The organism is Mesorhizobium sp. AR10, assembly GCF_024746795.1.
GTDB lineage: Bacteria > Pseudomonadota > Alphaproteobacteria > Rhizobiales > Rhizobiaceae > Mesorhizobium.
In genome coordinates this window covers 187544-202397 of record NZ_CP080523.1, presented here as the reverse complement: position 1 = coordinate 202397, position 14854 = coordinate 187544, and the positions used below count along the sequence as shown (strand labels likewise).

Here is a 14854-nt window from a genome sequence, read left to right as displayed (position 1 = left end):
TGGTAGCGTCGCGCCAACCTTTGAGTGGGCGCAGGGGTTGTCGGTCGTGGACCTGCAGGCGGTGATGGACATGGAGTTCTCGCGCCAGGTTGCCAACGGTCTTGTGATTTGTGCCGTAGCGTTGGCCCGCGTCCTCAGGCCGTCTTGACCATGATGTATTGCTCGATGGATCGCCCCGGTCGTCGTGCTCCCAGGCACAATCTGGCCCATCGCGCATCCCTGAATTCGGACCACAAGGATGCCCCATCAAAGTCGGATCAAACGCGGCTGGCCACGCTCTTGGTGCCGGTACCATAAGTCCGCAAGTACCCCGACAACGCCGTCAATGGGGGCCGACCCTGCTAACCGAAGATCCGCAGACGCAGTTCCAGTGCGAAAGACGCAGGCTAGACGGCCCTCTTGTTGCCCCACAGCAGAACGTGCAGCTGCGGCAGCACGCGGGCGTCGAACCACCTGTCGCCGGTTACCTTTTCAACCAGCCACTCCATGCGTTTCATTATTCCGTCCAGATCGACAGACGCGTCTTCGTTGCCAGGACGGGGCGGCGTGTGATTGCCGGGTTGCAGGTAAACCGGAAGGCGCGGAAATCGCTCCGCGGCGCCTTTCGCGTAGGCGTAGTCGCTCTCGTCGAAAACAACGAGCTTGAGCACGATCTGCGGCTTCTCCTGCGCCGCATCGACGCACGCCTCGAGAGTGGCCCAATCGGTCCTCATTTCGCTTGAAGGCGGCTTAGGGCTGAGGACCAGCACGTCGAGGTCGGCAAACCAGTCCCTGACCACCGAACCTTGGGTCTCGAGCGCAAAACGGTAACCTTCACCATGGCCTCGCTCGATGAGCGCACGAAACGGCTGAATGGCCGGATTTCCGCCTGATAGCGACACCATTACTGGCCGGCCGCCGGAAAGCGTAACGACGGTTTGCCATACCCCGTCGATTGGCATCATCTCCCATTCATGGCGGTATTGATTGTCCACCGCATGGAGACTGTCGCACCAGGAACAGCGATAGTCACACCCGCCGGTTCTGATGAAGACCGTCGGCAAACCGATGAGCACGCCCTCGCCTTGGATCGTCGGCCCGAAAATCTCGCTCACGCGGATTGCGGGATGCGTATCGGTCATGGCCGGTATTCCGCCCAGGTTTTCGGCGTTTCGCTCACCCGCACGGCCGAGGTCTCGGGCAGGAGTGCCTTGCACCATAGATAAAAATGTCTGGCCAGGGATTCCGCGGTGACTCGCTCATGTCCGAGCACGTCGTTGAGATGTCGATGATCGAAGCTCTCGTCGATATAGCGTTTGAATGGCGCCAAATCGTGATAGTCGCGCACGAAACCGTTGTCGTTCAGTCCATTCGCTGAAAGCTCCACTTCGACGATGTAGTTATGCCCGTGCAGACGCGCGCATTGGTGATCGGGCGGCAACGAGGTGAGCTGATGCGAGGCCGAGAAGTGGAATTCCTTGGTGATGCGAAACATTATGCGATCCTCCTTCGCAGCGCATCGAGCCAGAAGTCGGAGTCCTCGTAGTCGGTGGGGTCGGGGTGCCCAGAGAGATGAAACGCCTCGCGCCGCTCGACGCAGGTCCCGCACCTCCCGCAGTGACGCTCGGCGCCCTTGTAGCAGGACCAGGTCTGCGCAAATGGCGTGCCGTATGTTGCTCCATCCCTAACGATGTCTGCCTTCGTGAGATTCACATAGGGCGCATAAAGGCGAATCTTCGCGTAGCCGTCGAGCGCGCGGTCTTGCATCATCTGGAAAGCGTCGATGAAGGCAGGACGGCAGTCGGGATAAATGAAATGATCCCCACCGTGCACGGCAGTCGCCACCGCTTCGACCTTGTGCGCGGCGGCGAGACCGAAGGCGGTGGCCAACATGATGGCGTTCCGGTTCGGCACCACCGTGACCTTCATCGTGTCTTCGGCGTAGTGCCCATCCGGCACATCCACACCGTCGGTCAGCGCGGAGCCGGAAAGGCCGCGGCCGATTTGGCGGATGTCGATGCTGCGATGCGGTACGTTCAGTCGTTCAGCGCAAAGGGCGGCGAATCCCAATTCCTTCTGGTGCCGTTGGCCGTAATCGAAAGATAGGAGGCCGGCGAGCTCGTACTCCGCTGCCACCTTGTGAGCAAGAGTAACGGAGTCCAATCCGCCGGAGCAGACGACTAGAGTTTTCATCGTTGGGTCCTTGTTTTAACCGGGTAGGCTGCGACCGGAGATTTCTCTGCGCTCCCAGTACTTCAGGAAATCCATTTTGTGAAGTGAACGGGGGACAAGTTTCATGCTCGGACGTGCCGCTGTGTGCAAGGCGCGCTCAGGCGGTGAGCCTGCAGGGAACACGGAAACGGACGCTTCAGTGGATGTTCAAAGGCGTACCAGAATATGCTCTGAAGGAGGTACGACTCTTCGGAAACAGGGTTCTCGACGCTTCGATCAAGCGCCCGGCGGTGCCGAGCTTCGAGGGACGCCACGCGAGGGTTTCATGTACAAGACGGCCCGAGGATGGGCTTGCCGCAAAGAACGGATTTACCAGGTGGCATTTTTTCGCAGCCGCGCCGAAATGCAGATGTCTGGAATGATCGACATCAATTGTCGCGGCAACTTGGCTGGCCGGCTCTTTGGGTTCCGTAGATCCCGCGCATTCCGCTTCAGGATCGGTTCGAACCGGAGCACGCCCTCGGTCAGTGGCCGACCGGCAAACCCAAACTAAATGATCGGTCGTGAGCCGACATCTGTGAACAAGCCGTGTGCGTCGATTGCAATGACCCCTGTGTTACGTGCAGTTACCTTATGGCAGTCGATGAACTGGATTTGATGGTTTTCCAGATGGCGGTCGAAAGCGTCCGCTCTCTCTCCTTAAGCTTCGCTGAAAAGGCCGCGGAGATAGCCACCAGGAGCCGCGGTATCCTGCTTTTCGACGTGCGCGTCGACGGTGACGCGGAGGTCCAGCGGGTCGCAGCCATCCGATATCACGGCGACCAAACCGGTGTGCTGGCGTTGGACAGACAGGGCCTTGTTACCCACCATTGCATCGTCAATGGTACTTTCTCACATTTCATTGCGCCATTGGAAAACTGGAACAGCATGCCTTTGTCGATGCAGGCCAAGATCGATGTCAACGGCCATGCCAGTCTCTTCCTAGGCGCCTTGCGAAATGCCGGACATATGCTGGGCAGCTAGCATTTGGCTAAAACCATCTGTGGATTTTTGCATGCGGCATCGTTGCCGGCACTGCCGGCATGATTGTCGTGCTCGAAAACGGCTCCGGCGGCCTATTTTTTTGCAAAGTCGAATGTCCCGCTTCCGAAGCCAAGGACGACACCGACCACAGCGAAGAATAGTAACAATAGGGGCGACGCAAGCTGCCCTGCCCTTTTCAAGCAGGGAGGTGCTTCCGGTGCTCTCACCGACACGAGATCGCAAATGGCACGTGGGTGAGCGTCAGAACTGGCGGCACCCATGGTGATCGGCTCTCCTCGCTGGAGGAAGCGCCTCGGGCGCCAGGCAGTGGCGGAAGCGACGGTCGAACACTGGCTGGCAGCTCGGGATCTGATCGAGGCGTAAGTCGGATAAGGAAACGTTGTGTCCTATGTCGACGTTCCTTAGAAGCGCGCCGGCAGCCTGGGCGGTGGGCTTGGGGTTAGACTGCCGGCGCACGCCACTCATGAAGAGCGGCCCCTTTTCGCGGTTCCGACACCCATAGTCAACCCGGCAGTGTCTGGGTGCGAGAGCGGCCCACCAAGTTGGGCAGGATCGGCCGACACGGCCGACATCGCGCCGCTCTGACAAGAGCACAGCGGGCATCGCTCCTTGTGATGTGTAATTTGCGACTGATAGTCGAACGTCAAGAGCGCCCGGGTCCTGGAAACGAAGAACGGGGAGACGCGAATGCCTTCTGGCGTCGGCCAACCTGATGCTCCAGCCAGTATCGCGTTGCCGACCAGCATGAGTTCGCCGTTGGCAAACCTTCGTCACGAGCCGATGCTATCGTGCACATGTCGCAGCACTCCGGGCGGCGATATCGCCTAAGACAGTATGAAGAAGCGTTCCAACTTCATATTCGGCGAACCCTTGTGCAATTCCTGACTCGGACAGTTGGACGAGAATTCTCTTGGCGGTACTGCGCCACTCATTTGCAGATTATCCGACATCACGCGGCGTCCGATATGTCCGACTCTGCCTCAAGAATTCCCACAGGTATGGACAGCGATCTCGCTATCCGATCCCGATAGCCCTTGTTGTACCTCAGACCGGACTCGATGTTTTGGATTTCCTCAGCGGCAAGCCCGCACGCCACTGCGAGGTCCTCGATCGAATATCCAAGGTGCTCACGATAAGCGCGGATGATGTGGGTCCCCTGCGACATAGCCGTCAAGACTGGCTCGGGACTGCGCGAATCCTTCATAGACACCTCCAAGAAGATAAGGAGCGCCTGATAAATCGGGAGATTTCCTCCCGGACCTGGCGCGCACCCAGCAAATCAAAAAAATGGACGTCGATTCGGCCGGACCGGCGTCATCCATAAAATGGGCCACCTGAAATGGACAGCCAGGTCGGAATGTGGCGACTCACCTTTTTCTGATCAAGTTTCAAGAACCTGCCTGCCCTGAGATGGCCCGATCAACTGTACCGCATTCGTCCTGCGATCCCACGCAACTCATCCTCGCCGATGGCATTCTTGAACAGCAACTCGAACTCCCCCTGCCTCCGCCTCCAGCACCGTCCACCCAGCCTAGCGGACGCTGATACCTTCGACCAATGTCCGCCGCCGATGCAGCGAAAAACGCGCTACGTTTGAATCACACATCGACTAGCGCTGTTAACCAAATTTTTTAAGCCGCCGATGCTTATTCGCAGACTGAAAGGATGGGGCGGCCGAGGATACAGCCGAAAGGGCCGCGGGCTTCTGTGCTGACGTCGGCTTGAGCAAGCTCAATCCGGCTGCCCTGCGCAATTGCCCGACCTGCCGAAAAAGGGATGGCGATTGTTGGATTTCATCCGAGCTTCAGTTCTAGACACGTGTTGGCGCTTTCGGATGGACGAGCATCGCCACCTATAAAAACGTCACAGTCATTCGACGGTGACCGATTTTGCGAGATTGCGCGGCTGGTCGACATCTGTGCCCATGAAGAGCGCCGTGTGGTAGGCAAGAAGCTGTATCGGCAGCGAGAAAATTATCGGCGCGATAATCTCGTCGACGGCAGGCAGCACGATCGTATGCATGGTGTCGAGTTTCGATGCGGCTGCCCCTTTCTCATCGGTGATGAGGATAATCCGCCCGCCACGGGCAGCCACTTCCTGCATGTTGGAGACGGTCTTTTCGAAAAAGCGATCATGTGGCGCGATAACGATAACTGGCATGTTCTCGTCTATCAATGCGATCGGACCGTGCTTCAACTCACCCGCCGCGTAGCCTTCGGCGTGGATGTACGAAATCTCCTTGAGCTTCAGCGCACCTTCCATCGCCAGCGGGAAACTGGTGCCGCGGCCAAGATACAGGACGTCACGACACTTTGACAGTTGACGCGAGAGGAACTCGATCTGTGGCTGGATGCTGTTGAGTACCTGGCCCATGACGCGCGGCACTTCGGCGAGGCTCCTGACGAGCGCCTGCACCTCGTCTTCGGTTACGGTTCCGCGGGCCCTGGCGGCGGCGATGGCGAGTGCGGCAAGAACGGCAAGCTGGCAGGTGAAAGCCTTGGTGGAGGCGACGCCGATCTCCGGTCCGGCAAGGATCGGGAAGACCGCATCGGCCTCCCGAGCGATGGTCGATTCGCGGGCATTGACGATGGCGCCAATTTTCAGCCCAAGCTCCCTGCAGTATCTCAGCGATGCCAGCGTATCGGCGGTTTCGCCAGACTGCGAAATGAAAAGAGCCGCCGACTGCGGCGACAACGGGATTTCGCGGTAACGGAATTCAGACGCAACGTCGATTTCAACCGGCAGGCGCGCATAGCGCTCGAACCAGTATTTTCCGATCAGTCCGGCGAGATAGGCGGTGCCGCAGGCAGAGATCGCCAAGCTCGGGATTCTGGCGAAATCGATGCCAGAAACCATGTCGGCGCGATTCTCTATGATGTTGATATAGTGACCGAGCGCATGCGCGATGACCTCGGGCTGCTCGTAAATTTCCTTCTCCATGAAGTGGCGATGGTTGCCCTTGTTGGCGAGATCGGCCGCGGCCGTGGAGGTCTGTCGCGGACGCTCGACAGGATGGCCGTCGAAATCGAAGATATCGGCGCCCGTCTTGCCGATTACGGCCCAGTCGCCGTCGATGAGATAGGTAATTTCATTGGTGAAGGGAGCAAGCGCGATCGCATCGGAGCCCAGGAACATCTCGCCGTCGCCGTGACCGATCGCCAGCGGCGGTCCATTGCGCGCCGCCATGATGGTCGATGGATCATCCTCGAAGAGAATGGCAAGCGCGTAGGCGCCCCTGACGCGTTTCAACATGGCATACATCGCCTCACCTCGCCCCATGCCCTCCCGGCGGTGTCTTGCCAAGAGATGCGCGACGACCTCAGTGTCGGTGTCGGTCTGGAACTCGGCTCCCGCCGCCGCCAATTCGTCCTTCAACTCGGCGAAATTCTCGATAATGCCGTTATGGACGACGGCCACACCATCGCTAAAGTGCGGATGCGCGTTGCGTTCAGTCGGTGCCCCATGGGTTGCCCAGCGCGTGTGGCCGATGCCGATGTTGCCGCTCAGGGGCTCTTCCTTCAGTCTCGTCTCGAGATTGACGAGCTTGCCCTCGGCGCGCCGGCGGTGCAAGGCGCCCTCGGTGATCGTCGCAACGCCGGCCGAGTCATAGCCGCGATATTCCAGACGCTTCAACGCGTCGACCAACCGATCCGACACCGGCTGTTGCCCAGCAATGCCAACAATCCCGCACATGTTCGTCTCCGCATTCTTCCCGGCAGCTTCAGCCCACGTGAGACGACACCCACCCGGCCCGCTTTCATTCAGGATCTTGTAGTAGTATTTGGTAATATCGGTACAATTGATTGTAAGGATAGCTACCATCCACTCTATGGATAGACCAAGACGCGGGCCCTGATCTAAACTCCTCGTTGCGCCTGACACTCTCATGACCGAACGCAAGCTCACACCCGCGGCACTAAGCAACAACATCGGTCGGCCGGCCATGCGCGGCCATCCCGGCTAAGCACCTCCCCACACAACCGCCGACGCAGTCCTTTCCATGAGGTTTCTAATCCACTCGCGTCGGCAGATCGTTGAGGCGCGACGCGCGCTCTGAAGACCCTTTCCATCCAGCTTGACGACGCGGGACTTGAAGACGACGCCCGCTGCCGAGAGGTGGCTCGGCAAAATTGGACAGGGTGATAAGTGGAATTTCTGCCTGAGATCGGCATGAGTGCCGGAACAGGAGAATCACGAATGAGCAGACGACCACGCCGGAACCACAGCCCGGCTTTCAAGGCGAAAGTTGCGCTTGCGGCGATCAAGGGAGAAAAGACGCTGGCCGAGCTGGCGCAGCAATATGATGTGCATGCGAACCAGATCACGGATTGGAGAAAGCAGCTTCTGGACGGGGCCTCGAACGTGTTTGGCGCGGCGGAGAAATCGGAGCCGACGGTGGACATAAAGGCCCTCCATGCCAAGATCGGAGAGCTGACGCTGGCCAATGATTTTTTAGGCTCGGCGCTCGGCAAGGCCGGCTGGTCGGGGAGCGCAAGACGATGATCGACCGGGAACATGAACTGCCGATTGCCAAGCAGGCGGCCGAACTGGGGATCAGCCGCGGCAGCGTCTACTCCCTACCCAAGCCGACATCGGCGGCAGACCTGAAGCTGATGCGGCGCATCGACGAATTGCACCTGGATTACCCGTTCGCGGGCAGCCGCATGTTGCAGAAGCTTTTGAAGCGCGAAGGCTATGAGACGGGTCGCCTGCATGTGCGCACCTTGATGAAGCGCATGGGTATCGAGGCGCTCTACCGCAAGCCGCGCACTTCGAAGCCGGGCGACGGGCACAAGATCTATCCGTATTTGCTGGGCAAGCTGGCGGTGACGCGGCCCAACCAGGTCTGGGCGACGGACCTGACCTATATCCCGATGGCCCGCGGCTTCTGCTACCTGGTTGCTGTCGTCGACTGGTTCACGCGCAAGGTACTGAGCTGGCGGCTGTCGATCACCATGGATGCGGCGTTTTGCATTGAAGCCCTCGAGGAGGCGCTGGCGACATACGGCAAGCCCGAGATCTTCAACTCCGATCAGGGCAGCCAGTTCACCAGCCATGACTTCACCAAGGTCCTGCTCGACCGGGAGATCAGGATCAGCATGGATGGCAAGGGCGCCTGGCGCGACAACGTCTTCGTCGAGCGTCTCTGGCGGTCGGTGAAATATGAGGAGGTCTATCTCAAGGCCTATAACAGCGTTCGCGAAGGGCGGGCGTCGATCGGAAAATATCTCGATTTCTACAATCGGCGACGTCCGCATTCCAGCCTTGACGGCAGAGCGCCAGATGAGGCCTACTTCACCCCGCTACCGCTTCCCGAGGCGGCCTAACCAGAGGCAGTGTTCCACTTATAAATCGGGAATTCCTGTCCAAACAAACCGAGCCACCTCTGCCGGAAGTCGGCGAAGCGGTCGCGCCAGCAAGCACGCGGCCGACGCCCGCACCGCGCCCGATCCGGTTATCGTTACAGGCGCCCATACGCCTGCGTTAGCTGCCGCGCGCGAGATCGGCCGTTGGCAAGACCTGATGCGGATATTTTGGCGCGAGAGGAGCCGGTCGCATGCATCCTTCCGAGCTCGGTTTAGGGTCGTCGTCGCGCATCGACGCCCGGTTGAGATCGATTCATTCAAATTTGGCAGCTCAGCCGGTCCGCGGAAATCGGCGCCATCGCACCTCGATTCGAACATGCGCTGGCTAGCGCCATGGCGAGACCCATAGCGCCAGCCACATCCAACGGATGTGCAGACAACCGCTTCGGCGCCGAGCAGACTGGAATGGCGCCATAGCCATATTCTTTTCGTGACTTTTCGAAATCAGCGGATCACAGGCTCGCCATGGAAGCGGCGGCGCGATGGAGGAGAAACGCCGAAGCCGACTTCCATCATCAGCCGTGGCCTGCGGGCCGGCACGGTGCCCATATGGAAGCCGAAAGGATCCTCGACGAAACCGAGACCGGCCTCCCCGGTCAGCGTGACCGGGCTCTGCTCCCCGTAGACATCCAGAACCTCTTGCGCGGGATGGCCGACGAGAAGCGTAAGCTGGTGCTTCAGGGCGCGGCGGTTATGACTGCCTCGGACATAGACATGGGGGCCGGTGCCCTCGTCGACGGGCATCAGGTAGAAGAAGAACTTCAGCATCCGCCAGTCGTCGAGGTCGAAGTGGTATTTGCCAAGCGAAGCCAGGTTCTTGTCGGCGTCGGAGGCTTGGCCGGTCGGGAAACTCCACCAGACACGCGTGGTGATCAACTTCGCCTGGCCGCCGAGATAGTGCGCGGCGATATCCATGAGCAGCGGATCGTTCTGGATGGCGAGTGCCGCCTTGCAGCCCAGAATGCGCTCGAAATAGTGGCCGCTGAGCAACGGACGGCCAAACCGGACCTCAGCCTCCCCATGCTCCGTCGGCATGAATTCGAGGCGGCGGTCGAAATTGCCGAAGCAAGGTGTGCACCTGGCGAATGCGGCTACATCTTCAGAGACCATTGTTGGCAAGACGAGACCGGAAAAAAGCCCATCCGACCGCAGAGCGTCGACAACATCCTGGCGATTGACGCCAGCAAACATCGTGTCCTGGGCTTTCTGCGACACTCGAACAGGCTTTGCACCACGCCAGTGCATTTTCCGTGCCGGCATGGTGCGGGCGAGCATGAACATCGGCAGCCACGCCGGGTTCTCTCGAAAATCCGAGAGATAGGTCGGGATACGCACAGCGATGCGATGGAGCATGCTGCCGTTTCGCGCGATCGCCTCAAGGCTTGCAGCGCCGGCTTTGTCGGGGTGCGTATCGGTCATCAGGGTCCTCGGGGTATGAATGCACTATCAACGAAGCCTTGGTTCTCAGTGCTTCGTCCGTATTACCCAAACCCAATTCCCGCAGTGGAAAGACTAACCGCGCGTCAGGTTTTGTGCAATGCACAATAAGCCCGTCATGGGCGGATGCGGACAGATCCCTGCGTGTTTTGGAATAAGCCAAATACTAGGCTGTCACCACAATTACACCAGGAACTGTCTGTAGCCCCCGCCCATCAGGTAGCGGCCACGTTGGACGGCGCGACGCACCCTGATCGCGAAGATGGCTGCCCGGATGAGACCAATCTTCTTCGACTCGCCGTCTCCCGAACAGGGCAATGGCGATCTCCTGGGATGCTCCGGCAGCGAACCATCCAAAGCCTGGAGCAGGATACGCAGACGCCCTCTGCGGAATTCCGGCGGAAGGCAAGCAGCTGCCAGGCGGCCGCAACCATTGATGTCATTCAGAAACTACGGGCAGCGACATGGAACTTCAGGTGCCGCGGCGGCACGATTGCGTCGACATATAGCCGCAACGGGCGGAGAACGGAGGCACCGGAAACGGCGATCTGCAGACTCCGACAGTCCTCCCTCAGCAGCACGAGCTGCACGCCGGCAGGTGTCAGCAGGATGTCCCTGCCACATGAGAGCGGAGAAAGATCAAGCGGTTCAAAATCGTGGTCGAGCCCAACCGGTTCCGCGGCCGCTCGTAGAATACGGGCGCAGTCGCGCGGATCCCAAAAGAACCTTGCCGACGTGGCGTCCGATTGTGACGCGTCCGCGAAAAAGGAGGAAGCGATCTCAACGCTAGGACGCGGCCTGTGCGCGGTGTCTTCCTTGAGGATCATGTTCAAGTGAACGAGTCTCACCGCCGTGTGAGAGCTGATCGCAGGCCTTTAAGAGATTGAGGTATCTCGTGCTTTCTTCGCCTAAGAGGCTGTTTGGAAAATCGGATTTGAGGGGTTTCGTTTGCGCATGAAGTCTGGTTCAGAGCGTGGATGTGGACCGAACAGAGCCGTGGCCGTGTTGCCAAGATCGCGCGTAAGACGAAGCGTTATCCGTGTGATCTGACAGATGAGGAATGGGAGCGGATCGCGCCACTGATGCCGGTTCCTGGTCGGCGTGGGCGTCCCCGCGAGGTGGATTTTCGGGAGGTAATCAACGCGGTGCGCTATCTGGTGCGCTCAGGCTGTAGGTGGCGGATGTTGCCCATTCATTTTGGGCCGTGGCAGAAGGTCTATAGCTGGTTCCGCGAGTTGGCACGGCGCTTCCTTTTTCAGACGATCCACGACGTGGAACTGATGCTCGACCGCGAGCGGCAGGGTCGCGAACCTTCACCCAGCGCTGGTGTGATTGATAGTCAGTCGATCAAGGCACCCCATGCAAAAGCACGAGGCTACGACGCGGGTAAGAAGATCGTCGGGCGCAAGCGCCATATTGCGGTCGATACGGACGGACGGCTCCTGATGGTCAACCTGACCACCGCTGACATCTCCGACAGCGCGGGTGCGCAGGCGATACTCGACGGCATCCGCAAACGCTGGCCGTGGGTCAAGCATCTCTTCGCCGACGGGGCCTATGACCGGCTCAAGCTGATGGATAAGGCCTGCTATCTCGACTTCATCGTCGAGATCATCCGCCGCTCCGACGACCAGAAAGGCTTCAAGGTTCTACCGCGTCGCTGGGTCGTCGAACGGACGTTCGGATGGATGATCCGGTGGCGACGCCTCGTGCGCGATTACGAGCAGCGCATCGATGTCTCGCAGGCCATGATCCTCGTCGCCATGGGCGGCATCATGCTACGCAGAAACGCCCATCCGTGATTTTCCAAACCGACTCTAAGGAGCAGATTTTGTTGGAGACCAATGAACTTCCGCGTTTGGCGCAAGTGGTGCTTACTAGACAGGGCGTGCGTTGATCGGCTAGCGACCGTCCGGCGTGCGCAGGCCGATCCACTTGTCCTTGACCGCGTTGTAATGGTCTTCAGGCTTGTACTTTGTCACGTTCAGGCCAAGGCGCTCGACCGACAGACGCCCGGTCGCCTGTAGGATGGCATAGCTCGCTACCACCACATCGTGCTCGGCGCTGGCAAGATCGATCTTGCCGGTGATGAGGTCGTTCTGGGCGTTCAACACGTCGAGCGTAGTGCGCTGGCCGACATTGCGCTCCTCGATGACGCCGTTCAAGGCAAGCTGCGCGGCTGCGATCGCCTGCCGGTTGGCCGCGACGCTCTGCTGAGCGGCGGTATAAGCGGTCCATGCCGCGATCACGGCTTGGCGCACCTGGTCGCGGCTGACGTCGACCTTGATCCTAGCCTGGCTGAGCGATTCCTTGGACTGGCGCACCAGTGCTGAAGTGCGGCCACCAGAATAAATGGGGACGGTTAGCGTCGCCCCGATGCTGGCCGAATTGGTTGTGCCTTCCGTTCCCGAGGTGATCACACCGGGCACGGTGTTGCGATAAGCGCTCGAGACGCCGGCGCTTGCGGAAAGCTGGGGCAGCAGCGCGCCTTCGGCCGATTTCACTGAAAACGCCGCCGCGTCAACCAGAAGCTGGGTGGCGAGGATGGCCGGATGCTCGGCTGATGTGATCGCGATTGCCGCATCGAGGCTCGACGGCAGCAATTTTGCCACCGGCGCCGCCGGCCTGAGCTTCCCCGGCTCGTCCCCGACGATCTGACGATAGGTTGCCGCACTTGCCAGCGCCCGCGCGCGGACGGCACTCAACTTCGCCACTGCGTTGGCGCGCTGGGCATCGGCCTGCGCGACGTCGGTGCGCGTGCCTTCCCCAACCTCGAAGCTCGAACGCGCAGCACGCGCCTGTTCGGTCAGGAACTGCAGGTTCTGCTCCGTCAGCACGGCAACTTGCCGGTCGCGAATTACGTTCATATAGGCCTGAGCCGCGTTGAAAAGGGTGTCTTGTTCGGCGTTGCGTAAGCTCTCGACCGAAGCGCCGACCTGCGCTTCGGCAGCAGCGACATTGTTCCTGGTCTGAAAACCGTCGAACAGGGTCTGATCGATTTCGACGCCGAAGTTGCCTTGGGTTAGGCGCACGCTCCGGTTCGAGCCGTTGAGGTGGCTGCTGGAATACTCGATGTCCGCGGAGCCGGTGATGGTCGGACGCCAGCCCGACTTGGCGACGGCCACGCCCTCGTCCGTGACGCGTGTGCCGGCGCGGGTCGAATTCAGCGAAGAATTGTTCTGATAGGCCTTAGATAGGGTTCCGAAGATAGTCTCTGCCGACGCCGTTAACGGCGGTAGGATGCTAGCAGAGCAAAAAATAACGGCAAAAATGCTGTTGCGTACAGTCGGCACAAACATATCCCTCATTTTATTTCGTCATGGCAACTGCGCCGCATCGGCGGTCGCGATTAACCAGCCGACACGACGTCTCGGGGCCCTTCAGGCTCTATGTTTGCGCATAGAGAGAGCCACCCGAGCGACCCTTTTCATTCCGGTCATTCTGCGTAAAATCGATTGTTTTGATGGAAACCCATCTACATGATGGATATCAACGGAACCAACCGCAAGCTGGAGGCATGGCGGTACAGCGGATCGGCGATCGCAATAAAGTTCACCATTCGGGAGACCGTTATTCGCCTCCGACGGCGGGACTGGTTCGAGAACCAAGGTCGCCAAAATCGCCGAGCGCATTGCCGCCCGCTGGGCCGATTTTCGCAAGATGCCGCAAATGCCTTCAAGCGGGACGGGACAAAGCACGGCAACGCCGCACGGTTCATGCGCAACGACGATACGCCGCAGGTCTTGCCGACCGGTGTCGCGGTCTTCCCCGGCTGGAATCGGGCCAATCTTGCCGACAAGGCGCGCAAGGTCGGTATCCCGGTGTGGCGCATCGGAGCCGGCAGCGCTTAGCCTTGGCCTTGCACTAAGTGCCGCCGCCAAGAATCTGCGAGCTTCTGCTGGCGATCAGCCAGGTGCGGGACGCTTCGGCGTAAGTTCACGCTTTGCTGCCCTTCGTGAGCCCAATTCACCATCTGGTCGCCTCCGTGCGGGATGTGTTTCCGCCATCGAAGGACAAAGCCGCTGGTGATGCATCCTGTAGACGTTTACAGCTATCGCGGTGGAAGGGATCAGAACTCGCCTGACCGGAGGCAGCGAGCCGTGCGACGGCCTGGTTGACCGTTCCCACGCCGAGCTTTGCTTTGGCGTTTTCAGATGGAAGGTCAGGTGCGCTTTGAGACGCCGAGGATCTGGCTGACGCCCCAAGGCGACTTGCCGCGCGCCGTCCATTTCAGGCATTCGAACTCTCGCGGTGAGCGTTACGCCTTTGGCACATTTTTGTGCACGTGCGAAGAGCTAAATCGCGATGGGGCGTGATGTTGACGCGTCGACGGTACAGAGATCATGGACCATCAGGCAAAGGGAAGCAGGAAAGGCAGAGCTGCAGGACGCTTGTCGAGCGCGTCGATACCGCCCGCAAGGGCAACGTCATGCCGATCGAAAGCGCGCTCATGACCGACGAGAGCGGTATCTATCGCCGCGCCAGCCAGGATTTCGCCTCGCACGATTTCGTCACGCACTCCAAGGACGAATACGTTCGCGGCAACGTGCATACGAACACGGTCGAAGGCTACTATTCGATTTTCAAGCGTGGCATGAAAGGCATCTACCAGCATTGCGGCGAACACGACCTGCACCGCTACCTCGCCGAATTCGACTTTCGCTATAGCAACCGCATTGCCCTTGGCGTCGATGACGGCCCCCGCGCTTTCATCGCTTTGAAGGGCGCTGCCGGTAAGCGCCTCCGGTATCAAAGACCTGCTTGACGAGAAGCGAACGCACTTCCGCAAGGCGGCGCAGTTAGAGTTCCCGGTCTGGCGGTATACGAGGCCTAGATGGCCTCCAAACAAAAAGGGC

Annotated in this window: 12 protein-coding genes and 2 pseudogenes; 5 read left to right on the top strand and 9 right to left on the bottom strand. The window is 59.7% G+C overall.

The annotated features are described in order from the left end of the window. Positions 1 to 386: 386 nt before the first annotated feature. From queE to queC, 3 genes are read right to left on the bottom strand one after another with little or no spacing between them, the layout of a single operon-like run. Entirely contained in the window at positions 387 to 1121 is a 735-nt protein-coding gene (queE, locus tag LHFGNBLO_RS00960) for a 7-carboxy-7-deazaguanine synthase QueE (protein ID WP_258600326.1), read from the bottom strand. After that, positions 1118 to 1474: a 6-carboxytetrahydropterin synthase QueD gene (gene queD / locus LHFGNBLO_RS00955; protein ID WP_258580774.1), complete on the bottom strand. Its 357-nt coding sequence runs from the start codon at positions 1472 to 1474 to the stop codon at positions 1118 to 1120. Before queD ends, queE begins: the two co-directional genes overlap by 4 nt. After that, entirely contained in the window at positions 1474 to 2172 is a 699-nt protein-coding gene (gene queC, locus LHFGNBLO_RS00950; protein WP_258600324.1) for a 7-cyano-7-deazaguanine synthase QueC, read from the bottom strand. The genes queD and queC overlap by 1 nt, the downstream gene beginning before the upstream one ends. A 612-nt stretch (positions 2173 to 2784) precedes the next feature. Here queC and LHFGNBLO_RS00945 point away from each other — a divergent pair. Beyond that, positions 2785 to 3174 (top strand): hypothetical protein, encoded by a 390-nt coding sequence (locus tag LHFGNBLO_RS00945; RefSeq protein WP_258600322.1) that lies wholly within the window; start codon positions 2785 to 2787, stop codon positions 3172 to 3174. A gap of 970 nt (positions 3175 to 4144) precedes the next feature. On the opposite strand, the gene LHFGNBLO_RS00940 is transcribed toward LHFGNBLO_RS00945, so the two are convergent. Continuing rightward, positions 4145 to 4360, bottom strand: a complete 216-nt coding sequence (locus tag LHFGNBLO_RS00940; protein ID WP_244662211.1) for a helix-turn-helix domain-containing protein — start codon at positions 4358 to 4360, stop codon at positions 4145 to 4147. A 704-nt stretch (positions 4361 to 5064) separates the two neighbouring features. Beyond that, a complete protein-coding gene (gene glmS, locus LHFGNBLO_RS00935) occupies positions 5065 to 6888 on the bottom strand; it encodes a glutamine--fructose-6-phosphate transaminase (isomerizing) (protein WP_258600321.1) in 1824 nt (607 codons plus the stop codon). A gap of 504 nt (positions 6889 to 7392) precedes the next feature. Here glmS and LHFGNBLO_RS00930 point away from each other — a divergent pair. Beyond that, positions 7393 to 8522, top strand: a protein-coding gene (locus LHFGNBLO_RS00930) for an IS3 family transposase (RefSeq protein WP_258599977.1) whose coding sequence is annotated in 2 segments (ribosomal slippage) — positions 7393 to 7651 and positions 7651 to 8522 — 1131 coding nt in all. Because the reading frame shifts where the segments join, the coding sequence is not laid out codon by codon here. 483 nt (positions 8523 to 9005) lie between these two features. Here LHFGNBLO_RS00930 and LHFGNBLO_RS00925 read toward each other — a convergent pair. Beyond that, entirely contained in the window at positions 9006 to 9980 is a 975-nt protein-coding gene (locus LHFGNBLO_RS00925) for a hypothetical protein (RefSeq protein ID WP_258600319.1), read from the bottom strand. 461 nt (positions 9981 to 10441) lie between these two features. Continuing rightward, entirely contained in the window at positions 10442 to 10831 is a 390-nt protein-coding gene (locus tag LHFGNBLO_RS00920) for a hypothetical protein (protein ID WP_258600318.1), read from the bottom strand. Positions 10832 to 10975: 144 nt separating this feature from the next. Between LHFGNBLO_RS00920 and LHFGNBLO_RS00915 the strand changes: the two genes are divergently transcribed. Next, positions 10976 to 11800, top strand: a complete 825-nt coding sequence (locus LHFGNBLO_RS00915; protein ID WP_258600313.1) for an IS5 family transposase — start codon at positions 10976 to 10978, stop codon at positions 11798 to 11800. 99 nt (positions 11801 to 11899) lie between these two features. Here the strand turns inward: LHFGNBLO_RS00915 and LHFGNBLO_RS00910 are convergent, their stop codons facing one another. After that, positions 11900 to 13306 carry a TolC family outer membrane protein gene (locus LHFGNBLO_RS00910; protein ID WP_413774622.1) on the bottom strand — a complete coding sequence of 469 codons (1407 nt, stop codon included), beginning with the start codon at positions 13304 to 13306 and terminating at the stop codon, positions 11900 to 11902. Between the two features lie 307 nt (positions 13307 to 13613). Between LHFGNBLO_RS00910 and LHFGNBLO_RS00905 the strand changes: the two are divergent. Then, positions 13614 to 13849 (top strand): annotated as a pseudogene (locus LHFGNBLO_RS00905) (hypothetical protein); the annotation flags it as partial. Positions 13850 to 14160: 311 nt separating this feature from the next. On the opposite strand, the gene LHFGNBLO_RS00900 reads toward LHFGNBLO_RS00905, so the two are convergent. After that, positions 14161 to 14232, bottom strand: coding sequence for a hypothetical protein (locus tag LHFGNBLO_RS00900; protein WP_258600510.1), 72 nt, complete (start codon positions 14230 to 14232; stop codon positions 14161 to 14163). A 168-nt stretch (positions 14233 to 14400) separates the two neighbouring features. On the opposite strand from LHFGNBLO_RS00900, the pseudogene LHFGNBLO_RS00895 reads away from it, so the two are divergent. Then, positions 14401 to 14763, top strand: a pseudogene (locus LHFGNBLO_RS00895) (transposase); the annotation flags it as partial. Positions 14764 to 14854: the final 91 nt, after the last annotated feature.